Below are 23586 nucleotides of genomic sequence, written 5' to 3'. Positions count from 1 at the left end.
GTGCCGCATCACCCAGCATCCGCGCCAGCGCCGGGGCCAGCCGCGCCGCCAGAGCCTCCAGCCGCTCCTCCCGCCGCTCCTGCCGGATCAGGAAGGCCCGGCCCAGCCGCTCCTCCCGCGCCGCAAGCTGGTCGCGCTGCCGCGCCACCAGTCCGCGCAGGGCCGCGGGCTGCAACCGGCCCGCCAGCCGGTCGAAGTCGCGGTGTTTCTTCGCCACCGCCAGCCCCAACCCCGAGCCCAGCCGCAGCACCGCCGCATCCAGCCGTTGGCGGGGCGTCGCGACCAGCGTCTCCACCCTCGGCAGCGCGCGCGACAGGTCCCGCAGCCGCTGCCGCCGCAGGATCACCCCCTGCCCGATCCCGCGCGTCAGCCGCGCCCCCAGAGCGTCCAGCGCCGCCAGAAGCTCCAGCCGCACCGGCACTGCCAGCTCGGCCGCCGCCGTGGGCGTGGGCGCCCGCAGGTCGGCGGCATGGTCGATCAGCGTGGTGTCCGTCTCGTGCCCCACGGCCGAGATCAGCGGGATGCGCGACTCCGCCGCCGCCCGGACGACCACTTCCTCGTTGAACCCCCAGAGATCCTCCAGACTCCCGCCGCCGCGCGCGACGATCAGCACATCGGGCCGCGGGATCGGCCCGCCCGGCTCGATCGCGTTGAACCCCCGGATCGCCGCCGCCACCTGCGCCGCACAGTCCTGCCCCTGCACCGCCACCGGCCAGATCAGCACATGCCGGGGAAACCGGTCGCGCAGACGATGCAGGATGTCCCGGATCACCGCCCCACTCGGGGAGGTCACCACCCCGATCACGCGCGGCAGATAGGGAATCGGCTTCTTCCGCGCGGGATCGAACAGCCCCTCGGCCCCCAGCGCCGCCTTCCGCTTCTCCAGCATCGCCATCAGGGCGCCCGCGCCCGCCGGGGCCACATCCTCGACGATCAGCTGGTATTTCGACTGCCCCGGAAAGGTCGTCATCCGCCCCGTGGCCACGACCTCCATCCCCTCCTCGGGGCGCACCTGCATCCGCGCGACCTGCCCCTTCCAGCTGACCGCCGCGATCACCGCACGATCATCCTTCAGATCGAAGTAGAGATGCCCCGACGAAGGCCGCGACACCCGCCCCACCTCTCCGCGCACGCGGACAAGGCCGAACTCCCCCTCGATCACCCGCTTCACCGCCCCGGAAAGCTCCGACACGGTGTATTCCGGCTGGTTGCCCTGCGGCGCGGGGCCGTCGTCGATCAGGTCCATGGCGCTTGCCCTCCGTCGCCCCCGACCCTATGACGCGCGGAAGAAAAGTCCAAGCGGGGGCGCGGCGATGAACATCCTTATCCTCGGCTCCGGCGGGCGCGAACATGCGCTGGCCTGGGCGGTGAAGCAGAACCCCAAGTGCGACCGCCTGATCGTCGCCCCTGGCAACGCGGGCACCGCGATGCTGGCCGAGAACGCCGACATCGACATCCTCGACGGCGCGGCGGTGGTCACCTTCTGCGAGGAGAACGCCATCGATTTCGTGATCGTCGGCCCCGAGGCCCCGCTTGCCGCCGGTGTCGCCGACGCCTGCCGCGCTGCGGGTCTTCTGGCCTTCGGCCCCTCGGCCGCCGCCGCCAGACTGGAGGCATCGAAAGCCTTCACCAAGGAGATCTGCGACGCCTGCGGGGCGCCGACCGCGGCTTATGCCCGCTTCACCGAAGCCGCCGCCGCGAAGGACTACATCCGCACGAAAGGCGCGCCCATCGTCGTCAAGGCCGATGGCCTGGCGGCGGGCAAGGGCGTCATCGTCGCCATGACCGAGGCCGAGGCGCTGGCCGCCATCGACGACATGTTCGGCGGCGAATTCGGCGCGGCCGGGGCCGAGGTGGTGATCGAGGACTTCATGGACGGAGAGGAAGCCAGCTTCTTCATCCTCACCGACGGCACCAATGCCCTTCCCATCGGCACCGCCCAGGACCACAAGCGCGTGGGGGATGGCGATACCGGCCCCAATACGGGCGGCATGGGCGCCTATTCCCCGGCCCCGGTCCTGACCGACAGCCTGCAACAACAGGCGATGGACCGGATCGTCCTGCCCACGATCCGCGAGATGGCCCGTCGCGGCACGCCCTATCAGGGGGTGCTCTATGCGGGCCTGATGATAAGGGACGGCCAGGCGCGCCTTGTGGAATACAACTGCCGCTTCGGCGACCCCGAAGCCCAGGTCCTGATGATGCGCCTTGGCGCGCAGGCGCTGGACCTGATGCTGGCCTGCGCCGAGGGACGCCTGAACGAGGTCCAGGTCAACTGGGCGGAAGATCACGCCCTGACCGTGGTGATGGCCGCGCAGGGCTATCCCGGCGCCTACGCCAAAGGCAGCCAGATCCGCGGGCTGGAGGAATTGCCCGAGGACAGCCGCCACATGGTCTTTCACGCCGGAACCGCCAGCCGCGACGCCGGGATCATCGCCTCGGGCGGGCGGGTCCTGAACGTGACCGCCCGCGGCAAGACGCTGCGCGAGGCCCGCGATGCCGCCTATGCCATGGTGGACCGCATCGACTGGCCGGGCGGCTTCTGCCGCCGCGACATCGGCTGGCGGGCGCTCTGACATCTCGCCTTCGCAAAACCGCCAGCTAACTGCAATTTCTCTGAATCCCGCCGCCTGCATCGTTCGGCAGGAGTTTCAACAGGCGCCTGTAGCCGGGCGGCTGCCCCTTGTCCCACCACTTCCTCGCGATGGAGCAAGGCATGTCCAGATACGAACACGACTATCCCGATTACCGCAGCACTCCGTTCCATGAACACGGCGACGAGGTTCCCTCGAATCATTCCGCCAACCCCACGATGTATGACGTGATCGACGCCCGCACCTCGCGCCGGGGCTTTCTGGTCGGCGGGCTGGCCGCGCTGGCAACCGGCCTGTTCGGTTCGGGCCTGACCCCGCGCGCGGCGCTGGCGCAGACCACGGCTGCGTCCGGGCTTCTGGGCTTCAAGCCCGTGCCGCTGTCCAAGGAGGATACCGTCGTCGTTCCCGAAGGCTACAAGGTGCAGATCCTTGCCCCCTGGGGCACCCCGCTGACCGCCGATGCCCCTGACTACACGCCGGGCGCGATGACCGGCGCCGCACAGGCGGTGCAGGTCGGCAGCCACCATGACGGGATGCATTTCTTCCCGATCGACGGCTCTTCGACCGATGGAATTCTGGTGCTGAACCACGAATATATCGAGCCGCGCTTCCTGCATGCGGTGAAATGGGCCGGTCAGGCGATCGACGGCGACAGCGTGGTCTTCGACGCCAACGGCATGCGCGACGATGACGAGGTGCTGGCCGAGATCAACGCCCATGGCTGCACGGTCGCCCGGATCACCCGTGGCGCCGATGGCCAGTGGTCGGTGGTCAAGGGCGACCCGATGAACCGCCGCATCACCGGCCTGACCGAGATGACGATCTCCGGCCCCGCCGCCGGTTCGGCGCATCTCGTGACCAAGTTCAGCCCTGATGGCACCAGGACCCGCGGGACACTGAACAACTGCGCCCATGGTGTCACGCCCTGGAACACCTACCTGACCGCCGAAGAGAACTGGGCAGGCTATTTCGTCAACGCCGATGCCGAGATGCCGCGCGAACACAAGCGCTACGGCGTCCCGGACAAGGCCTCGCGCTATAGCTGGGAAAAGGCCGCATCCGGCGCGGACGAATACATCCGCTTCAATGCCGCCGCGACCGGCGCCAGCGCCGCCGAGGACTACCGCAACGAGCCGAACACCTTCGGCTGGATGGTCGAGTTCGACCCCTTCGACCCGGCCTCGGTGCCGGTCAAGCGCACGCATCTCGGCCGCTTTGCCCATGAAGGCGTGGTCTTTGCGCCTGCCGTCGCGGGCAACGATCACGCGGCGACCGGCTTTGCCTGGGACCTGTTCGTGATCGCCGGGACGCCGCGCCAGTCGCTGACCTTCAAGGGCGAGAAGCTGGGGGATGACAGCACCTTCGCCTGCCCGGACGGCATCTGGTGCGACCCGAACTCGCGGCTCTGGATCCAGACCGACATGGGCGACATCGGCCCCGACCAGAAGGGCCCGCTGGAGCCGTTGGGGGTGAACATGATGCTGGCCGCCGATCCGGCGACGGGCGAGATCCGCCGCTTCCTCACCGGTCCCTGGGGGCAGGAGATCACCGGCGTCATCACCACGCCGGACGGCGCCACGATGTTCGTCAACGTCCAGCACCCGGGCGGCCATGCCTCGGCCGAACAGTTCGCTGCCAAGGATTACGGCTCGGGCTTCCCCGACTACAACGGCACCCCGCCGCGCTCGGCCACGCTGGTCATCACCCGCGAAGACGGCGGCGTGATCGGCGCCTGACAGAAACGCAGGGTGGGCAGTATTGCCCACCCTACCCACCCCCTTGCGCCAGCCGCGCCTCCCGCCTAAACACCGCGCGACTTCAGTGCGCGGAGAGGGTGGATGCCGCTTCTGGTGATGAAATTCGGCGGAACCTCCGTGGCGGACCTCGCGCGGATCGAAAACGCTGCCAGGAAAGTCCAGGCCGAGGTCGAGCGCGGCTATGACGTCATCGTCATCGTCAGCGCCATGTCCGGCAAGACGAACGAGCTTGTCGGCTGGGTCGAGCAGACCTCGAAACTCTACGACGCCCGCGAATACGACGCCGTGGTATCCTCGGGCGAGAACGTGACGGCCGGCCTCATGGCCCTTCGCCTCCAGGAAATGGGCATCCCCGCGCGCAGCTGGCAGGGCTGGCAGGTGCCGATCAACACCACCTCGGCCCATGGCGCGGCGCGCTTCGTGTCGATCCCGCGCGACAACATCGACGCGAAATTCGCCGAGGGCTTCAAGGTCGCCGTGGTGGCGGGCTTCCAGGGCCTGTCGCCCGAGGGCCGGATCACCACGCTCGGCCGGGGCGGGTCCGACACCACCGCCGTCGCCTTCGCCGCCGCCTTCGGCGCGGAACGCTGCGACATCTACACCGACGTGGATGGCGTCTACACCACCGACCCCCGGGTCAGCCCCAGGGCGCGCAAGCTGGACAAGATCGCCTTCGAGGAGATGCTGGAGCTTGCCAGCCTGGGCGCCAAGGTGCTCCAGACCCGCTCGGTCGAACTGGCGATGCGCTACAAGGTGCGACTGCGGGTGCTGTCCTCGTTCGAGGAGGCGACGGACACTTCTGGAACTCTGGTCTGCGACGAGGATGAAATCATGGAATCGAAGGTAGTCTCCGGCATCGCCTTTTCGCGCGACGAGGCCAAGATGACGCTGCTGAAGGTCGAGGACCGTCCCGGCGTGGCCGCCGCGATCTTCGGGGCGCTGGCGGATGCAGGCGTGAACGTGGACATGATCGTCCAGAACATCTCGGAACGCGACGACCCCGCCGACAAGCGCGCCTATACCGACATGACCTTCAGCCTGCCCACCAACCAGGTGGACCGCGCGAAGAAGGCCATCGACGAGGCATCGGCGGCGGGCAAGTTCGTCTTTGCCGACCTCGTGACCGATACCGACGTCGCCAAGGTCTCGGTGGTGGGCATCGGCATGCGCAGCCAGGTGGGCGTGGCGGCCAGGATGTTCGCCGCCCTCGCGGCCGAGAACGTGAACATCAAGGTCATCACCACCTCCGAGATCAAGATCAGCGTCCTGATCGACCGCAAGTACATGGAATTGGCCGTCCAGGCCCTGCACGACACATTCGAGCTGGAAAAGGCCTGAGGACCGTCGATCGGCGCGACATCCTGACCAGCTGCGGGTTCCTCTACCCCGGCCTGCCGGGCGCCAGGGTCGCGCAGCTGCGGCAGGGCCGTTGCCTGGGCGGCAGGGGGCGGACAGCGACCGCCCGAGGCCTGTCTGGCCGCGCAGCTTGCCGGTCCCTCGGACCCGCGCCCCCCGTTCCCTGCCCGATGCGCAGGCAATTGCCTGCCCTGCCTGTCCGACGCCCGCAAAGCCGTTTCCATCCGCGCAACAGCCCCCTATAGAAGGGAAAAGACGCCGGAAGGATCCGCCCATGCCCGAACGCAGCGAAAGCGACAGCCGCAAGCTTCTGCGCCGTCTGCGCGACACACTGGCGGTCCCGGGCAAGGGCCAGGACCGGCTGGACCAGATCACTCATCTGATCGCCGACAGCATGGGGACCGAGGTCTGCTCGATCTATCTGTTCCGCGACCCCGAGACGCTGGAGCTTTGCGCGACCCATGGCCTGAAGACGGCCGCCGTCCACAAGACCCGCATGAAGCTGGGCGAGGGTCTGGTCGGCCGGGTCGCCCGCACCGGAATGCCGGTCAACACCGCCGATGCGCCCAACGAAAAGGGCTTCCGCTACATGCCCGAGACAGGCGAGGAACTGTTCTCCTCCTTCCTGGGCGTGCCGATCCAGCGCGTCGGCGAAAGGCTGGGCGTGCTGGTCGTGCAGTCCAAGACCGCGCGGCAGTTTTCCGAAGACGAGATCTATGCGCTGGACGTCGTGGCCATGGTGCTGGCCGAGATGACCGAGCTTGGCGCCTTCACCAGCGAGGAAAACGGCATCCGGGCGCTGCACAAGCAGCCGGTGATGTTCCGCGGCACCAGCGGACAGGAAGGCGCCGCCGAAGGCCGGGTCTGGCTGCACGAGCCGCGCGTCGTCATCACCAACCCGGTCGCCGACGACCCCTTGACCGAGATCGAACGCATCCGCGCGGCAGTGGGCGAGTTGCGCGTGTCGATCGACGACCTTCTGGCAGCCGAGCAGCTGGACAAGGACCAGAAGCAGGTGCTGGAAGCCTACCGGATGTTCGCCCATTCCCGCGGCTGGCTGCGCCGGATGGAGGAGGACATCATGCGCGGCCTTTCGGCCGAAGCGGCGGTTGAAAAGGAACAGTCCGCCGCACGCTCGCGGCTGGCGCAGGTCCCCGATGCCTATCTGCGCGAACGGCTGTCCGACCTTGACGACCTGTCCAACCGCCTCTTGCGCATCCTGACCGGCCAGGGCCGCGACACCGGCGCCGAGATGCCGGAGAACCCGGTCCTCGTCGCGCGCAACATCGGGCCGGCGGAACTTCTGGACTACGGGCGCAAGCTGAAGGGCGTGGTGCTGGACGAAGGCAGCGTCGGCAGCCATGCCGCCATCGTCGCCCGCGCGCTGGCGATCCCGCTGGTCCTCAACACCGAACGCATCACCGCCGAGGCGCTGAACGGCGACCCGATCCTGGTCGATGGCGACCAGGGCATCGTGCATCTGCGCCCCGAGGAAACCGTCGCCCGTGCCTTCCGCGACAAGATCGCCATGCAGGCCGAGGCGCAGAAGCGTTACGCCTCGCTGCGCAATCTGCCGGCGACCACGCTGTGCGGCACCACGATCTCGCTGCACATGAACGCGGGGCTCATGGCCGACCTGCCCAGCCTCGAAGGCTCGGGCGCCGACGGGGTGGGGCTGTTCCGCACCGAACTGCAATTCCTGATCCGGTCGAAGATGCCGCAGCGCGCGGAACTGGCCGCGCTCTACGCCCGGGTGATGGATGCCGCCAAGGGCAAGCGCGTGGCCTTCCGCACGCTGGACATCGGATCGGACAAGGTGCTGCCCTACATGAAGCCGCCCGAAGAGCCGAACCCCGCCATGGGCTGGCGGGCGGTGCGCGTCGGGCTGGACAAGCCCGGCGTGCTGCGCATGCAGCTACAGGCCCTGATCCGCGCGGCGAAGGGCCGCCCGCTGACCGTGATGTTCCCGCTGATCACCGAGATGAGCGAATTCCAGCAGGCCCGCGCCCACGTCCTGCGCGAACTGCACCGCGAGAAATCCCTGGGCCACCCTGTCCCCGAGAAGATCGAGATCGGGGCGATGATGGAGACGCCCTCGCTGGCCTTCGCCCCGAAGGCCTTTTTCGAGCTGACCGATTTCATCAGCGTCGGCGGCAATGACCTGAAACAGTTCTTCTTCGCCGCCGACCGCGAGAACGAGCTGGTCCGCCGCCGCTACGACACGCTGAACCTGTCGTTCCTGTCCTTCCTGGAACAGATCGTCGCCCGCTGCGCCGAGACCGGCACGCCGCTGTCCTTCTGCGGCGAAGACGCCGGGCGGCCCATCGAGGCCCTGGCCCTGGCTGCGATCGGGTTCCGCAGCCTGTCGATGCGGCCGGCCTCGGTCGGGCCGGTCAAGGCGCTCTTGCGCCGGGTCGATCTGACCGAGGCGCGCAAGGTGATCGACCGCGCCCGCGCCGAAGGGGCCGAAAGCGCCCGGCCGCTGCTGATGGACTGGCTGGCCACGCTGGACAGCTGACGGCGGGCACCTTGCGCCTGTCCGTCCGTGCCGCAGGCGCGGACCGCAGCCTCAGCCGGTCTGAAACAGACCGGCATGGCTGCGCCGAAGCTCGGCCTTCTGCACCTTCCCCATGGCATTCCTTGGCAGGTCGTCCAGCACCAGCACCCGCTTCGGGATCTTGAACCCGGCCAGGCGGTCCCGCAGGGCCGTGCGGATCGCTTCTTCGGCAAGGCCCGCTCCGGGCGCGGCGACTACGCAGGCCACCACCGCCTCGCCGAAATCGGGATGCGGCACGCCGATCACCGCGCTGGCCGCGACCCCCGGCAGATCGTCAAGCGCCGCCTCGACCTCGGCCGGATAGACGTTCAGCCCCCCGGTGATGACCAGATCCTTCGCCCGGCCCAGGATCGACAGGTATCCGTCCGCATCGAAGGCGCCCAGATCGCCGGTGACGAACCAGCCGTCGCGGAAGTCCTCGGCCGTCTTGTCCGGCAGCCGCCAGTAGCCCTTGAACACGTTCGGCCCGCGCACCTCGATCGACCCGGCCTCTCCGGTCGGCAGCACGCCTTCAGGGCCGGTGATCCGCACCTCGACGCCCGGCAGCGGCATCCCGACGGTTCCGGCCCTGCGCGCCCCGTCACAGGGGTTTGAGGTGATCATGTTCGTCTCGGTCATCCCGTAGCGTTCCAGGATCGCGTGTCCGGTGCGGGCCTGCCATTCGGCATGGGTCGCCGGCGACAAGGGCGCCGAGCCCGAGATGAACAGCCGCATCCCCGCGCAGGCCTCGCGGGTCAGGGCGGGATCGGCCAGCAGGCGGGTGTAGAAGGTCGGCACCCCCATCATCACCGTCGCCTGCGGCAGATCCGCCAGCACTGCCGCGGGCTGGAAGGCGCGGTGAAAGATCATGCTGGCGCCCGCATAGAGAACGCAGTTCGTGGCGACGAACAGCCCGTGCGTGTGAAAGACCGGCAGCACATGCAAGAGCACGTCATCGGCCGTGAACCGCCAGAGCCCGACCAGCGTCTCGGCGTTCGAGGCCAGGTTCTCGCGGCTCAGCATCACGCCCTTCGACCGGCCCGTGGTGCCCGAGGTGTAGAGGATCGCCGCCAGATCGTCCGGCCCGTGGGCGGGATCGGGAAAGTCTGCCCCCTGCCCCATGGCCTGGGCCAGCAGGTCGGGCAAGGCGATGACCCGCGCGCCAAGGCCTTCCAGGCCCGCGACCCGGCCGGGATCGGCGACCGCCACCGCGGGTTCGGCATCGCCAAGGAAATGCGCGGTCTCGGAGGGGGTATAGCCCGGGTTCACCGGCAGGAAGACCACCCCCGCCCGCAGACAGGCCAGATACAGCGACAGGACCGCCGCGCATTTCTCGACCTGAACCAGCAGCCGGTCGCCCTTGCGCAGACCCAGCGCGCCCAGAAAGTTCGCCAGCCGTCCCGTCTCTGCCAGAAGCTCCGCATAGGTCGCACCGCCCCGGATCCAGATCCGGTCCGGATCGCCCGCCATCTGCTTCAGTCTTGCGACGACATCGGTGCTCATTCCGCCCCCCCTGCTTCGGCCTGCGCGGCTTTTACCTGCACTGGCGGGGAAAACCCAACCGCTTTCGACCTGATCCGGCGGCAATCAGGCCCGGATCACCTTTGGCGGCGTGGTGGCCAGGCGGAATTCGGCCTCGACCGCCTCGGTCCCGTGCACCTCTGCCAGCCGGACCAGCGCAAAGCGCACCCGTGCCACCTCGCGGTAATAGCCCAGATAGGCGGCGTTCAGCGTGGCCCCCGCGACCGCACCGATGACCGGGATCGCCTGGGCGGCAAGCTTCTGGCCCAGAGCCGCCGCCAGCCTCGGCGCGATGGTCGCAATCAGGTTCCGCACCGCCGATCCGGTCAGCGCCAGCCGCGAGCCGATGAACGACGTGTTGATCCCGTCGTCCTCTTTCAGCGGGCTTCCGGCCGAGAACACCCGCAGACATTCGGCACGCACCCAGGGCTCGTCCGGATCAAGGCCCGCCGCCCGCGCCTCGACGCGGATCGCGTTCAGGAACAGCGTGACCGTCACCGGCAGTTCCGCGACCGCCGTGGGCAGGCCCCCCGCCCCGCCCGCTGCCCCGGTGGCGATGACGGCGGCCATCGGTCCGCGCGGCCCGAGGTCCGGCGCCCGCGCCGCCAGCCCGTAAGAGGCCTCCAGCGCCTGCGCGGTCACCCGCTCGATCTGGTCGCGCACCGGCTCCGGCAGGGCGGCAAGCTGCGCCTCGAAGGCCCCGCCCAGCCGGTTGACCAGCCGCATCACCGGCCCGTTGGCACGCTTGTAGCGCCGGGCAAGCTCGGCCACCTCGGCGGCAAGGTCGGGGGTCGGTGCGACAAGGGTGCGGTCCATGGCCCTGATATGGGGCTGACGCCGCCCCGTGCAATGGCCCGTGCAATGGCCCGTGCAACGGCCCGTAGAAGGCCGGTCGCCGCCACGGCGCTCAGGTCGCCTTCGAGACCTTGCCCCGCACGCCTTCCCAGGCGCCGGCCTTCAGCTCCAGGCCCAGAACCCGGTCCGGGTTGGTGGGGGGCGGCATCTCCACCCCGTCCAGCTTGCGAAAGCCGAAGCGCCCGTAATAGGGCAGATCGCCCACCAGCAGCACCCGCTCCCAGCCCAGCCGCCGGGCCTCGGCCAGGCTTTCGTTGATCAGAAGCGCGCCAAGGCCTTCGCCCTGATGGGTCGGATGGACGGCGATGGGGCCCAGCAGAAGCACGTCATGTTCCCCGATCCGTGCCGGCCAGTAACGGATCACGGCCGCTAGGCCGCCCCCTTCGTCGCGCAGCGTCAGGCAAAGGGATGCCACCGTGGGCACACCTTCGCGCAGCCGGTAGGAGGACAGCGCCGTGCGGCCGGGGGCGAAACAGAGGTCATAAAGCGCCTCGACCTCCCACCAGTCGTCCTCGGTCTCTTCCTCAAGCCGGTACACCGCCCTGTCCCTCCGAGGCCATGCCGAATCCGCTGGAACCGGCCCGTAACATGGCGCAGTCTCAGGATCAATTTGTGAAAGGGTCATGAATGTTCTACCGCCCCGCCGAGGGTCACGGACTGCCGCACAGCCCCTTCTCGGCCATCGTATCGCCCCGTCCGATCGGCTGGATCTCCACCCGGGCTGCGACGGGCGACAACCTTGCACCCTATTCCTTCTTCAATGCCGTGGGCTATACGCCGCCGCAGGTGATGTTCGCCGGGGATCACCGCGACAGCATGGCGAACGCGGAGGAAAGCGGGGTCTTCGCGGTCAACATCGTGGCCGAGGCGGCGCTGGAGGCGATGAATGCAACCTCGGCGCGTTTCCCGCGTGGAACGGATGAGTTCGTCGCCGCCGGGATTGCCAAGGCCGAATGCATCGCCATCGACTGCCCGCGCGTGGCAGATGCGCCCGCGACGCTGGAGTGCCGGGTCGTGAAGCTGGTGGACCTGATCGGCCCGGAAAAGCTGATCCTGGGAGAGGTCGTGGGCATCCACATCCGCGACGATTGCCTGGTGGACGGGCGTCTGGACTATGCCCGCTACAATCCGGCGGCGCGGCTGGGCTATCACGACTACACCTTCGTCCGCGAGGTGCGCGCGCTGCGACGCCCACGAGACCCGGTCGGGGAATGATCGCCCGCATGCGGCCCTTGCGCCGCAGCGCGCAATCTGTATAAGGCCGCATCCTTTCCGCTTATCCATGAACCGGCGATGCCTCTCGTGGACGGGCTGCGGAAAGGTCAGTGCCCGTCCTGTGAAGCCGCCCTGAAACGAAGGAAGCCCGCATGCCTCTTTACGAGCATGTCTTCATCGCGCGCCAGGACCTGTCCAACGCGCAGGCCGAAGGCCTTATCGAACATTTCTCCACCGTCCTCGCGGACAACGGCGGCAAGGTCGTCGATAGCGAGTACTGGGGCGTCAAGACGATGGCCTACAAGATCAACAAGAACCGCAAGGGCCATTATGCCTTCCTGAAATCGGACGCGCCCGCCGCTGCCGTGCAGGAAATGGAACGCCTGATGCGGCTGCACGACGACGTGATGCGGGTGCTGACGATCAAGGTCGACAAGCACGGCGACGGCCCCTCGGTCCAGATGCAGAAACGCGAAGAGCGTGACGGCGACCGTGGCGGCTTTGGCGGCGGCGAGCGCCGCGAGCGCCCGTCGTTCGGCGACCGCCCTGACCGTGGCGCCGACCGTGGCGAGCGTCCGTCGTTCGGCGCAGCGCGTCGTTGATCTGAGGGAAAGGACACATCATGGCGAACAAACCGTTTTTCCGCCGCCGCAAGGTCTGCCCCTTCTCGGGCGACAACGCACCGGCCATCGACTACAAGGACACCCGTCTTCTCCAGCGCTACATCTCCGAGCGCGGCAAGATCGTCCCCAGCCGCATCACCGCAGTCTCGGCGAAGAAGCAGCGTGAACTGGCCCAGGCCATCAAGCGCGCCCGCTTCCTGGCCCTGCTGCCCTATGCCGTGAAATAAGGAGCACAGGACATGCAAGTGATCCTTCTGGAACGTGTGGCCAAGCTTGGCCAGATGGGCGAGGTCGTGAACGTCAAGGACGGTTACGCCCGCAACTTCCTCTTGCCGCAGGGCAAGGCGCTGCGCGCGAACGAGGCCAACATCAAGTCGTTCGAGGCGAAGAAGGCCCAGCTGGAAGCGCAGAACCTGGAGACGCGGAAAGAGGCCGAAGCCGTGGGCGCCAAGCTCGACGGCCAGACCTTCATCGTGATCCGCTCGGCGTCGGACGCGGGTGCGCTTTATGGCTCGGTCACGCCGCGCGATGCGGCCCAGGCCGCGACCGAAGCGGGCTTTACCGTGAACCGCACCCAGATCGTGCTGGACAAGCCGATCAAGGAACTGGGGCTGCACACCGTGACGGTGCGTCTGCACCCGGAAGTTGCGGTGAAGATCAAGCTGAACGTCGCCCGGTCGCCCGAAGAGGCCGAGCTCCAGGCGTCGGGCAAGTCGGTTGCCGAACTTGCGGCCGAAGCGGAGGCCCAGGCCGAATTCGAGATCGCCGAGCTGTTCGACGAAATGGGCGCGGCGGCCAGCGACGAATAAGCTGTCCCCCTTGGGGAACACGCGGCCGCGTCCGGGCAACCGGGCGCGGTTTTTCTTTTCAGGACGGGATGAGCCCTGTCGCGGGCAAGCGCGCTGCGTCGGCCAATGCAAGGCTTGCCGCGCTTTGACGCGCGCGTGTCGGGGGCGGGATAGCCACGGCCCCTGCCCCGGCTAGCGTTGCCCCCATGCACTTGTCAGCCACCCAGCGCGGTATCCTTGCCCTTGTCGCGGGGATCGCGGTCTTTTCGTTGCAGGACGTGATCCTGAAACGGCTGTCGGGGGACTATCCGCTGTATCAGGCGATGATCATCCGCAGCCTGACGGCGGTGCCGCTGCTTCTGGTCATCGTGCGGGTGCTGGATGGGCGGCTGACCACGATCACCACGCCGAACTTGGGTTGGATGCTCGCACGAGGCTTCCTGAACTTCACCGCCTACACCGCCTATTACCTCGGCCTTGCTGCCATGCCAATGGCCGACACGGTAGCCCTGTTCTTCACCGCCCCCCTGTTCATCACCATCGCCGCCGCCCTGATCTTCCGTGAACGCATCGGGCCGATGAACCTGCTGGCGCTTGCCGCCGGGTTCGCGGGCATGCTGATGATCTTCAACCCCAGCGCAAGCGTCTTCGATCCTGCCGCGCTGCTGCCGGTGCTGGGGGCCTTGGGCTATGCGCTGACCCAGCTTGCCACCCGGGTCCTGGGCCGGACGGAAACCGCGGGGGCGATGACCTTCTGGGGCAACCTGACCTTTCTCGCCAGCGCCCTCGCCCTGGCGGCGGTCTTCGGTTCGGGGGCCCATGAGGGCGCGACGCATCCCTCGCTCGCCTTCCTGACCCGGGGCTGGCAGGAGATGCCGCTGCGCGACCTGCTGCTGTTCATGGCCTGCGGGCTCATCGCCTCGGTCGGCCTGTCGCTGCTGACCTATGCCTACCGGGTTGCGCCCTCGTCCTCGGTTGCGCCCTTCGAATACAGCTTCATCATCTGGGGCGTGCTCTGGGGCTGGCTGTTCTGGGCGCAGCTTCCCACCCTTCTCGCCTGGGGCGGCATCGCCCTGCTGATCGGCGCAGGCCTTCTGGTGATCCGCGCCGAGGCGCAAAGGGAAAAGGCCGCCCCCGAAGGCGCGGCCTGATACTACCTGCCGGACTTTGGCCGGTCCTTACATCTCGTCCAGCGCCTCGACGGCCTTCTGAAGGGCCTCTTTCGAGACTTCCTTCTCGGTCACGTCGGCCAGGCTCACCAGGTGATCGACCACCTTGTCCTCGAACACCGGAGCACGCAGCTGCTGCTGCATCTGCGGGTTCTTCTGCACGAATTCGAAGAACTGGCGTTCCTGCCCCGGATACTGGCGGGCAGCGGCCAGAACGGCCTGCGTCATCTCGGCATCGGTCACGGTGACTTCGGCCTTGCGGCCGATCTCGGCGAGAAGCAGGCCCAGACGCACGCGACGCTCGGCCAGCTTGATGTGCTCTTCGGTCGCTTCGATGGTGCCGTGGTTGTGGCCATGCTCATCCGGGTTTTCCTCGTGCCAGAGCTGGTGCGCGATCTGGTTGGCTTCCGCCTCGACCAGCTTCGCGGGCAGGTCGAACTTGACCATGCCGTCCAGCTGATCCAGCAGTGACCGCTTCAGCACCGCACGCGCGGCGCCCTTGTATTCGGCCTCCAGACGCTCGGCGATCTGGGCCTTCAGCGTGGCAAGGTCCTCGACGCCGAACTTCTTGGCCAGCTCGTCGTCGATCTCGGCCGGCTTCGGTTCCTTGACCGCCTTCACCGTGCAGGCAAAGACCGCAGACTTCCCGGCCAGATGCGCGGCACCGTAATTGTCCGGGAAGGACACGTTGACCGACACTTCGTCGCCGACCTTGGCGCCGATCAGCTGATCCTCGAAGCCGGGGATGAAGGACCCCGAACCCAGTTCCAGCGGGTAATCCTCGGCCGAGCCGCCCTCGAACAGCTCGCCATCGACCGAGCCCTTGAAGTCGATCACGACCTGGTCGCCCGACTTGGCCTTCGAGCCCTTCTTGCGGTCCTCGAAGGACTTGGCCGACTTGGCCAGGTTCTCCAGCGCCTCTGCGATGGCCTTGTCGTCGGCCTTCACGATCAGGCGTTCCAGCTTGATCTTCGAGGCATCGACTTCCGGGATCGGAGGCAGCGCGTCATAGGTCATCTCGACCACGACATCCTGGCCCTCTTTCCAGGTCTCGCCGCCGACCATCTTCACCTCGGGCTGCAACGCCGGGCGGTCGCCGGTCCTGTCGAAATGGTCCTTCATCGCGCGGTCGATGGCTTCCTGCATCGCATCGCCCAGGATCCGGGTGCCGAACTGCTTCTTCAGGATCGCCAGCGGCACCTTGCCCTTGCGGAAGCCCTTGATCTCGACCTCGGGCTGCGCCTCGAGCAGCTTTTCCTGGACCTTCGCGTCCAGTTCGTCCGCCGTCACCGTGATGGTGTAGCCGCGCTTGAGGCCTTCGTTCAGGGTCTCGGTGACCTGCATGCTTGGGTGTCCTTCTTAAGGTTCTACGGGTGCTATAGCACAACAAGACAACGCTGCCGGACAGCGCCCGTCAGACTTTGCGCGCCTCATAGCAAAGCTTTCCGGGCGACGTAAGAGGAAATCAGCCACTCTGGGCGGCCTCCTTTATGCTTGCCTCGCCGTGCTGCGTTGATCTACAGGCCCACCACGTTTAACGATCCGTAAGGCATTCCGGTGCAATGAATGGCGGGTAACGGCCCGCGTCGATCGGGCAGACAGAGAGGTATTCAATGGCGCAATACTCGGTCTGGATTCTGGAAAAGGGCAACATCACGGTTTCCGGCGGGGGAAGCCTTGATGGCGTCACCCAGGGCGATGGCTCGCATCTGCGGGGGCGGGAGATCACCCTGAACTCCAATCAATGGGTCGAGACCTTCATCGAGGACAACGACCCCAATTTCGACGACAACGACGCAACCCAGGCCCTCAGCTTCGCGCAGACGATCGACGGGCAGACTTACGCGGCAGGAACGCGCGTCGAAGCGGAATACATCGTCTATCTGCTCGATCCCCAAACCGGGATCACCTATACCGCCTACGCCTACAACGTGAACAACTCCTCCCCCGCCTACGGCACGATCGAGGGCCTCGCCTTCCTTGGGGGCGCAAATGGCTTTCCGCCGGTCGGCAGGCCGCTCACGGTCGTCAACACAAGCGAAGGGCCGGGCTTCTCTGGCAACCCGCCCGTTCCCTATGACCAGCTGGCAGGCCCGCCCTGTTTCACGCCCGGAACGCTGATCGACACGGTCGATGGTCCGCGCCCGGTGGAACGGCTGGCCCCAGGCGATCTGATCCGGACCCGCGATCACGGGCTGCAAGTGCTGCGCTGGGTGGCGCGCACCCATCTGACACCCGCCGATCTGCGGGCCGATCCCCGGCATCTTCCGATATGTATCCGCGCCCAGGCGCTTGATGGCACGCTGCCGCGCCGCGACCTGCGCCTGTCGCCGCAGCATCGCGTGCTCATTTCGGGCTGGAAGGCCGAACTCCTGTTCGCCGAGCCCGAGGTTCTGGTGCCAGCCGTCGCCTTCTTGGGTGACCGGGCGGTCCGGGCGACGCCGGACCCCGATGGCCAGACCTACCTGCATCTCCTTTTCGACCGGCATGAGATCATCTTTGCCGAAGGGGCCGAGGTGGAAAGCCTTTTCCCGGGCTGGATCAGCGACGCGGCCCTGCCACCAGCCCTGCGCGCCGAACTGTCCGCCCTTGTTCCGCTCGGATCGGACGCCGTGCCGCTGCCAAGGCCCGCACGCACCTTGCTTACCAGCAGCGAAGGGCGACTGCTTACCCGGTAGGTCCGGACGTCATGGTGCGGGTGAAGGGACTTGAACCCCCACGCCTTGCGGCGCCGGAACCTAAATCCGGTGCGTCTGCCAGTTCCGCCACACCCGCACGCCGCGCCCTTCTAGCAAAGCCTTCCCCGGGGCGCGAGAGGCAAACACATCGCCCCATTTGCGCCACAACCGCAGCGGGATCAGGCCACAACTGCCCAGAAATCACCGAACCAGCATCGAAAGCGGACCACAAAGCCCTGCAACTGATGCGGAAACGGGATTGAAGGGCAGCACAGTGGACGCCGAAGCACCATTTTCTCGATCCGCAGGCGGGGCCGGAACGCCCGATCCGCAGGGCATGCTGGCGGGGACGATGGTGCGCACGCTGGACGGGTTGATTCCGGTCGAGTTCCTGACCCCGGGCGACCGGATCGTGACCCGCGCGGGGGCGCGGCGGCTGACCTCGGTTTCGGTCGTGGCGCGCAAGCAGGTGGGGCTGGTGCGGATCAGGGCCTCGACCATGGGGCACGACCGGCCCGACCGGGACCTGCTTTTGTCCCCCGGCCAGCCGGTCCTGATCCGCGACTGGCGGGCCATGGCGCTGTACGGCGCTCCGGCCGCGGCGATCCCGGCGGCGCGGCTGGCGGATGGCGAGTTCGTCTGCCTCGAGACGCATCGCAATGTCCGGCTGTTCACGCTGCGCTTCGACGAGGACGAGGTGATCTATGCCGAGGGGCTGGAACTGGCCTGCCCGGCCTTCCTGCCCGAACTGGCCTGACGCCGAGTGGCCTGACGCAACGTCGCGCTAGGCCCGGCGCGCGGACCGGCTAGGATCGCGCCATGTCGGGCGCCCTGCCCAGCCGCTGCCACGCCGCCCCTCGGTCACGCGCATGAATCGTTTCGACTATATCATCGTCGGCGCAGGTTCGGCCGGCTGCGTGCTGGCCAACCGCTTGTCGGCCGATCCCCGGACCCGCGTCTGCCTGGTCGAGGCCGGCCCGCCCGACCGCAATCCGATGATCCACATGCCCTTCGGCCTGGCCGCGCTGGCACATATGCGCTGGCTGAACTGGGGCTATGCGACCGCGCCCGAGCCGGAACTGGGCAACCGCCGCCTCTACTGGCCGCGCGGCCGGGTGCTGGGGGGCTCAAGCTCGATCAACGCGATGATCTACATGCGCGGCCACCCGCAGGATTACCGCGACTGGGCACAGGCGGCGGGCGATCTGTGGGACTGGCCGCAGGTTCTGGGAGTGTTCCGCGATCTGGAGGACAACCAGAGCCTGCACGACGACCATCACGGCCAGGGCGGGCCGCTGACCGTCAGCGATCTGCGCCAGCCGAACCCGCTGAGCCATGCCTTCGTCGCGGCAGGTCTGGCCTGCGGATTGCCGGGCCGGGCGGATTTCAACGGGGCCGACCAGACCGGCGTCGGGCTTTACCAGGTCACCCAGCGCGACGGCCGCCGCTTCAGCGCCGCGCGCGCCTTTCTGGACCCGGTGCGTCAGCGCCCGAACCTGACCCTCGTCACCCGCGCCCAGGTGTTGCGCGTGCTGTTCGCGGGCCGTCGCGCCACAGGCGTCCAGTTGCGCGACCGCAGCATCGGGCTGACCGAGGGCGGCGAGGTGATCCTGTCCGGCGGGGCGATCAACTCGCCGCAGCTTCTGATGCTGTCGGGCATCGGTCCGGGCGCCGAGTTGCAGGCGCTCGGCATCCCGGTCCTGCACGCGGCCCCCGAGGTGGGCGGCAATCTTGCCGATCACCTGGACATCGCGGTGCAGGCCGCGCTGACCGGGCGCGAGGCGATCGGCATCGCCCCCTCGTTCCTGCCGCGCGCCTTGCGGGCGGCATGGTCCTGGATGCGTCACGGACAGGGCGAGTTCACCTCGAACGTGGCCGAAGCCGGCGGATTTGCAGCATCCGGTCCCGACCGCGACCGGCCAAACCTGCAATTCCACTTCATCCCCGCCTATCTGCACGACCACGGCCGGCGGTTGTCGCTGGGCTACGGGCTGACGCTGCATGTCTGCGACCTCTTGCCGAAAAGCCGCGGCCGCATCTCGCTGGCCAGCCCCGACCCGCTGGCCGCACCCCGCATCGCGGCCAATTACCTGTCCCATCCCGAGGATCTGCCGACCCTGCTGAGCGGCCTGAAACTTGCCCGCCGGATCACCCAGGCGCCGCCCCTGGCCCGCCACATCGCCCGGGAAACACTTCCCGGCCAGGACGTTACGACCGACGCCGCGCTGGAGGACCATATCCGCGCCCGGGCCGAGACGATCTACCATCCCGTGGGCACCTGCCGGATGGGGCGCGACGCGGCCTCGGTCACCGACCCGGAGGGTCGCGTGCGGGGCGTGGAAGGGCTGCGCGTGGTCGATGCCTCGCTGATGCCGCAGATCATCGCGGGCAACACCAATGCCCCCACGATGATGGTCGCCGAGACCATCGCCCGCCGGATGCGAAGACCGGCGCACGTCGTCTGACTGTCATACAGGTTTTACAAAGCTGCAATCTAAGCGTCACGCAGCAGGGCTAGAGCCACATCTACGCTGCCACCACTGGCCGCACCTATTGCAGGAGTGCACCCATGAAATCGATCCACCTGACCGCCTCGGTCCTGGCCTTTGCCGCTGCCACGGCGATGCCGGCCTTCGCGCGCGACCAGATCCGCATCGTCGGTTCCTCGACCGTCTTCCCCTACACCCAGGCTGTTGCCGAGGAATTCGCCAACCACGGCGGCGCTGCCCCTGTCGTGGAATCCACCGGCACCGGCGGCGGCATGCAGATCTTCTGCGGCGGTGTCGGCGCGGATCATCCCGACCTCACCGGCGCCTCGCGCGCGATGAAGAAGTCGGAATACGAACTCTGCGTCCAGAACGGCGTGACCGACATCACCGAAGCCCTGATCGGCTATGACGGCCTTGCCATCGCCGTGAACCGCAAGAACGAAACCGATTGGGATCTGACGCTGGAGCAGGTCTACAAGGCGCTGGCCGCCAAGGTTCCGGTCGATGGCGCGCTGGTGGACAACCCCTACAAGAAATGGTCGGACATCGACCCCTCGCTGCCCGACATCGCGATCATCGCCTACGGCCCGCCGCCCACCTCGGGCACCCGCGACGCCTTCGTCGAACTGGCGATGCACAAGGGCTGCGAAGCGACCGACTATGCCAAGGCCCTGAAAGAGGCCGGCGACAAGGACGCCTACAAGAAATTCGTGGACGAGGACTGCTCGCGCATGCGTCAGGACGGCCCGTTCATCGAGGCCGGCGAGAACGACAACCTGATCGTGCAGCGCCTTGAAGCCGACCCGAACGCCGTCGGCATCTTCGGCTACTCGTTCCTGTACGAAAACCTCGACAAGCTGAAGGACGTCAAGATCAACGGCGTCGAGGCCAACCAGGACACGATCGCCAGCTTCGAATACCCGATCGCGCGTCCGCTGTACTTCTACGTGAAGAACGCCCACCGCGGCGTGATCCCGGGCCTGAACGAGTTCATCATGGAATACGCCTCCAAAAACGCTTTGGGCGCGGGCGGCTATCTGTCCGAGCGTGGCCTCGTGGTCCTGGCCGAAGACAAACTGGCCGAGGTGCAGGCTGCGCTGACCAACGCCGTCAACATGGCTCCGCCCGAGAAGTAAGAGCTGATTGGCCGCCCGGAGCGTCACGCTCCGGGCGGCGTCTTTCTGCCCAGGGGGGCTGCCTGTGACATCGCTTGCATTCCTGATCCTTTTCGCGGCCGTGATTGTCGGCTACCTCCTCAACCGCCAAGCCGCTGCGCAGATCAGGGCCGGTGGCATCCGCCTCCACTCGCTGGACGGCTTCCATGGCCTTTACTCCGCCCTGCTGATCGGCCTTCCCGGACTTATCGTCATCCTCGCCTGGCTGATGTTCCAGGGTCCGATCGTCGACCGCAGCGTGATGGCAAGCCTGCCTCCCGGGGTGCTTGACGGGCTGGACGCCGGCGCGGTTGCGCTGACCCTGACCGAAATCAAGTCCATCGCCCGTGGCCAGGTCTTCGGCACGCCCGCCGAATGGAAGGTCGCCGCGGCCGAGCTGCTGAAGGCACGCAACGCCTCGGCCAGCATGGCCCTGGTCGTGGTGGTCGCACTGATGTCGGTCGCGCTGCTTGTCTTTGCGCGCTCGCGCGTCTCGGCCGAGTTCCGGGCGCGGCACGGCGCCGAACGCATCATCTTCGGCCTGATGATCTTCTGCTCCACCGTCGCCATCTTCACCACGATCGGCATCGTGCTTTCGCTGGTGTTCGAAAGCATCAAGTTCTTCCGCATGGTCCCGATCACCGAATTCCTGTTCGGCACCCGCTGGGAGCCGCAGATCGCCATCCGGGCCGATCAGGTCGCGGGCCAGGGCGCCTTCGGGATGATCCCGGTTCTTCTGGGCTCGGTGGTGATCATGATGATCGCCCTGGTCGTGGCCGTTCCCATCGGCCTGTTTTCGGCGATCTACCTGAACGAATTCGCCTCGCCGCGCACCCGCAACATCGTGAAGCCGGTGCTGGAAGTCCTCGCGGGCGTGCCGACCATCGTCTACGGCTTCTTCGCGATCCTGGTGATCGCGCCCTTCCTGCGGTCCACCGCCGCCAGTGCCGGCTTTGAAATCTCGCCCAACACCGCGCTTGCCGCCGGCATCTGCATGGCGATCATGCTGATCCCCTTCATCTCCTCCTTCACCGATGACGCGCTGTCCGCGGTGCCGCGGTCGCTGTCGGACGGCTCGCTTGCGCTGGGCGCGACCCGGGGCGAGACCATGCTGAAGGTTCTGTTCCCCGCTGCCATTCCGGGGATCGTGGGCGGCATCCTGCTGGCCGTCAGCCGCGCCATCGGCGAGACGATGATCGTGGTCATGGCCGCGGGCATCATCGCCAAGCTGACGATCAATCCGCTGGACACCGTCACCACGGTCACGGTGCAGATCGTCACCCTGCTGATCGGCGACACCGAATTCAACAACCCGAAGACGCTGGCAGCCTTCGCCCTGGGCATGCTGCTGTTCGTCGTCACGCTGTGCATCAACATCCTTGCGATCCGCATCGTGCGGAAATACCGCGAGCTTTACGACTAGGCGGCCGAACATGACCGACATCTCGCCCGATACCGGAACCGGCAACCGGTTCGACTGGACCGCCCCCGCCTACCGCGAGCGCGTGCGCAAGCGGCGGCGCGGCGAGACCTGGCTGCGCATCGCCGGCCTCGTCTCGATCAGCCTGGCCATCGGCTTCCTGCTGCTGATGCTGGTCTCGCTGGCCACGACCGGCTACAAGGCCTTCACCCAGACCCATGTCACCCTTGCGGTCAAGCTGGACCCCGAACAGATCCGGAGCGACAACATCGCGGGCAGCAACTGGCGCCAGATCATGCAGGCGACCCTGGCCGAGATGTTCCCCGACCTGGACACGGCCGGGCTGCGCGAGGTGCGCGGGATTCTGTCGGACGGGGCGCAGTTCATGGTCCGCGACCGGGTGGTGGCCGACCCCTCGCTGATCGGCACCACACTGAACATCACCGTGCCGGTCTCGGACCCGTTCGACCAGCTGAACAAGGGCGGGATCGACCGCAACACCCCGGAAGCGAACCGCCGCCTGAACGATGCCCAGATCGCGGCCTTCGACAAGCTGGTGGAACAAGGCCTGATCTCCACCCCGTTCAACTGGGCGCTGTTCCGCAATGCCGACTCGCGCTTTCCCGAACTGGCCGGCCTGAAGGGCGCGTTCATCGGCTCGATCTATCTTCTTCTGGTCTGCTTCGCCATCGCCCTGCCGGTCGGGATCGGCGCCGCGATCTATCTCGAGGAATTCGCACCGAAGAACCGCTTCAGCGACCTGATCGAGATCAACATCAACAACCTCGCCGCCGTGCCTTCGGTCGTCTTCGGCCTCCTCGCTCTGGCGGTGTTCCTGAACTACTTCGGCCTGATGCGCGGCTCGCCGCTGGTCGGCGGCCTGACGCTGGCGCTGATGTCGCTGCCCACCATCATCATCGCCACCCGCGCCTCGCTGAAGGCGGTGCCGCCCTCGATCCGCGAAGCGGCGCTCGGGATCGGCGCCTCGCGGCAGCAGGTGGTCTTCCACCATGTGCTGCCGCTGGCCATGCCCGGCATCATGACCGGCACCATCATCGCCATGGCCCAGGCCATCGGCGAGACGGCGCCGCTGCTGCTGATCGGGATGAACGCCTTCATCACCGCCGCCCCCTCGACGCCCTTCGAAAGCGCCACGACCCTGCCGACGCAGATCTTCATCTGGGCCGACAGCCCCGAGCGCGGTTTCGTCAGCCGGACCTCGGCCGCGATCCTGGTGCTGCTGGCCATTCTCGTCATGCTGAACGGCGCCGCGATCTGGCTGCGCCGCCGCTTTGAACGCCGCTGGTAAGGAAATGGACGCCATGAACGACATGACCCGCACGGGGCTGCAAACCGACACCGCCACTGCGAAGATCTCGGCGCGCGGGGTGCAGGTGCATTACGGCACGACGCATGCCTTGAAGGATGTCG

General features: G+C 67.4%; 20 protein-coding genes and 1 tRNA gene. 15 read left to right on the top strand and 6 right to left on the bottom strand.

Annotated elements, in window-relative coordinates; translation table 11 throughout:
• On the bottom strand, positions 1–1246 hold a 1246-nt coding region (gene xseA, locus G8O29_RS17100), incomplete at its 3' end, for an exodeoxyribonuclease VII large subunit (RefSeq protein WP_166404430.1).
• Positions 1247–1313: 67 nt separating this feature from the next.
• Here xseA and purD point away from each other — a divergent pair.
• The 4 genes from purD to ptsP all read left to right on the top strand — a co-directional run bounded on the left by purD (position 1314) and on the right by ptsP (position 8225).
• A complete protein-coding gene (gene purD / locus G8O29_RS17095; protein WP_166404429.1) occupies positions 1314–2576 on the top strand; it encodes a phosphoribosylamine--glycine ligase in 1263 nt (420 codons plus the stop codon).
• 140 nt (positions 2577–2716) lie between these two features.
• Complete coding sequence (locus G8O29_RS17090; protein ID WP_166404428.1) at positions 2717–4330, top strand: PhoX family protein; 1614 nt, start codon at positions 2717–2719, stop codon at positions 4328–4330.
• Positions 4331–4432: 102 nt separating this feature from the next.
• Positions 4433–5689 (top strand): aspartate kinase, encoded by a 1257-nt coding sequence (locus G8O29_RS17085; protein WP_166404427.1) that lies wholly within the window; start codon positions 4433–4435, stop codon positions 5687–5689.
• Between the two features lie 292 nt (positions 5690–5981).
• Positions 5982–8225 (top strand): phosphoenolpyruvate--protein phosphotransferase, encoded by a 2244-nt coding sequence (gene ptsP / locus G8O29_RS17080; RefSeq protein ID WP_166404426.1) that lies wholly within the window; start codon positions 5982–5984, stop codon positions 8223–8225.
• Between the two features lie 51 nt (positions 8226–8276).
• Here ptsP and G8O29_RS17075 read toward each other — a convergent pair whose 3' ends face one another.
• From G8O29_RS17075 to G8O29_RS17065, 3 genes are all read right to left on the bottom strand, one after another.
• Positions 8277–9746: an AMP-binding protein gene (locus tag G8O29_RS17075; protein ID WP_166404425.1), complete on the bottom strand. Its 1470-nt coding sequence runs from the start codon at positions 9744–9746 to the stop codon at positions 8277–8279.
• A gap of 84 nt (positions 9747–9830) precedes the next feature.
• Positions 9831–10580 carry an EcsC family protein gene (locus tag G8O29_RS17070; RefSeq protein ID WP_166404424.1) on the bottom strand — a complete coding sequence of 250 codons (750 nt, stop codon included), beginning with the start codon at positions 10578–10580 and terminating at the stop codon, positions 9831–9833.
• A 91-nt stretch (positions 10581–10671) separates the two neighbouring features.
• Positions 10672–11157 carry a GNAT family N-acetyltransferase gene (locus G8O29_RS17065; RefSeq protein WP_166404423.1) on the bottom strand — a complete coding sequence of 162 codons (486 nt, stop codon included), beginning with the start codon at positions 11155–11157 and terminating at the stop codon, positions 10672–10674.
• A gap of 89 nt (positions 11158–11246) precedes the next feature.
• Between G8O29_RS17065 and G8O29_RS17060 the strand changes: the two genes are divergently transcribed.
• From G8O29_RS17060 to G8O29_RS17040, 5 genes are all read left to right on the top strand, one after another.
• Positions 11247–11834 (top strand): flavin reductase family protein, encoded by a 588-nt coding sequence (locus tag G8O29_RS17060; RefSeq protein WP_166404422.1) that lies wholly within the window; start codon positions 11247–11249, stop codon positions 11832–11834.
• 152 nt (positions 11835–11986) lie between these two features.
• Entirely contained in the window at positions 11987–12436 is a 450-nt protein-coding gene (gene rpsF / locus G8O29_RS17055; RefSeq protein WP_166404421.1) for a 30S ribosomal protein S6, read from the top strand.
• Positions 12437–12456: 20 nt separating this feature from the next.
• Positions 12457–12684, top strand: a complete 228-nt coding sequence (gene rpsR, locus G8O29_RS17050; protein ID WP_103256213.1) for a 30S ribosomal protein S18 — start codon at positions 12457–12459, stop codon at positions 12682–12684.
• A 12-nt stretch (positions 12685–12696) separates the two neighbouring features.
• A complete protein-coding gene (gene rplI / locus G8O29_RS17045) occupies positions 12697–13266 on the top strand; it encodes a 50S ribosomal protein L9 (protein ID WP_166404420.1) in 570 nt (189 codons plus the stop codon).
• Positions 13267–13451: 185 nt separating this feature from the next.
• Positions 13452–14396, top strand: coding sequence for a DMT family transporter (locus G8O29_RS17040; RefSeq protein WP_166404419.1), 945 nt, complete (start codon positions 13452–13454; stop codon positions 14394–14396).
• A gap of 27 nt (positions 14397–14423) precedes the next feature.
• On the opposite strand, the gene tig is transcribed toward G8O29_RS17040, so the two are convergent.
• Positions 14424–15758 carry a trigger factor gene (tig, locus tag G8O29_RS17035; protein ID WP_166404418.1) on the bottom strand — a complete coding sequence of 445 codons (1335 nt, stop codon included), beginning with the start codon at positions 15756–15758 and terminating at the stop codon, positions 14424–14426.
• 269 nt (positions 15759–16027) lie between these two features.
• On the opposite strand from tig, the gene G8O29_RS17030 reads away from it, so the two are divergent.
• Positions 16028–17092 (top strand): Hint domain-containing protein, encoded by a 1065-nt coding sequence (locus G8O29_RS17030; protein WP_166404417.1) that lies wholly within the window; start codon positions 16028–16030, stop codon positions 17090–17092.
• 12 nt (positions 17093–17104) lie between these two features.
• On the opposite strand, the gene G8O29_RS17025 is transcribed toward G8O29_RS17030, so the two are convergent.
• Positions 17105–17189: transfer RNA gene (locus G8O29_RS17025), tRNA-Leu, on the bottom strand.
• A gap of 162 nt (positions 17190–17351) precedes the next feature.
• Between G8O29_RS17025 and G8O29_RS17020 the strand changes: the two genes are divergently transcribed.
• The 5 genes from G8O29_RS17020 to pstA all read left to right on the top strand — a co-directional run bounded on the left by G8O29_RS17020 (position 17352) and on the right by pstA (position 23464).
• Positions 17352–17849, top strand: coding sequence for a Hint domain-containing protein (locus tag G8O29_RS17020; RefSeq protein ID WP_242679161.1), 498 nt, complete (start codon positions 17352–17354; stop codon positions 17847–17849).
• Between the two features lie 112 nt (positions 17850–17961).
• Positions 17962–19557, top strand: coding sequence for a GMC family oxidoreductase (locus G8O29_RS17015; protein ID WP_166404416.1), 1596 nt, complete (start codon positions 17962–17964; stop codon positions 19555–19557).
• Positions 19558–19661: 104 nt separating this feature from the next.
• On the top strand, positions 19662–20717 hold the full coding sequence (locus G8O29_RS17010; protein WP_166404415.1) for a substrate-binding domain-containing protein: 1056 nt from the start codon (positions 19662–19664) through the stop codon (positions 20715–20717).
• Between the two features lie 64 nt (positions 20718–20781).
• Complete coding sequence (gene pstC / locus G8O29_RS17005; RefSeq protein ID WP_166404414.1) at positions 20782–22158, top strand: phosphate ABC transporter permease subunit PstC; 1377 nt, start codon at positions 20782–20784, stop codon at positions 22156–22158.
• A 10-nt stretch (positions 22159–22168) separates the two neighbouring features.
• Positions 22169–23464: a phosphate ABC transporter permease PstA gene (gene pstA, locus G8O29_RS17000; RefSeq protein ID WP_166404413.1), complete on the top strand. Its 1296-nt coding sequence runs from the start codon at positions 22169–22171 to the stop codon at positions 23462–23464.
• Positions 23465–23586 lie beyond the last annotated feature (122 nt).

The organism is Rhodobacter calidifons, from assembly GCF_011174775.1.
Taxonomy (GTDB): Bacteria; Pseudomonadota; Alphaproteobacteria; order Rhodobacterales; family Rhodobacteraceae; genus Tabrizicola; species Tabrizicola calidifons.
The sequence above is the reverse complement of the archived record's forward strand: the minus strand, read 5'-3'. Positions and strand labels throughout refer to the sequence as shown.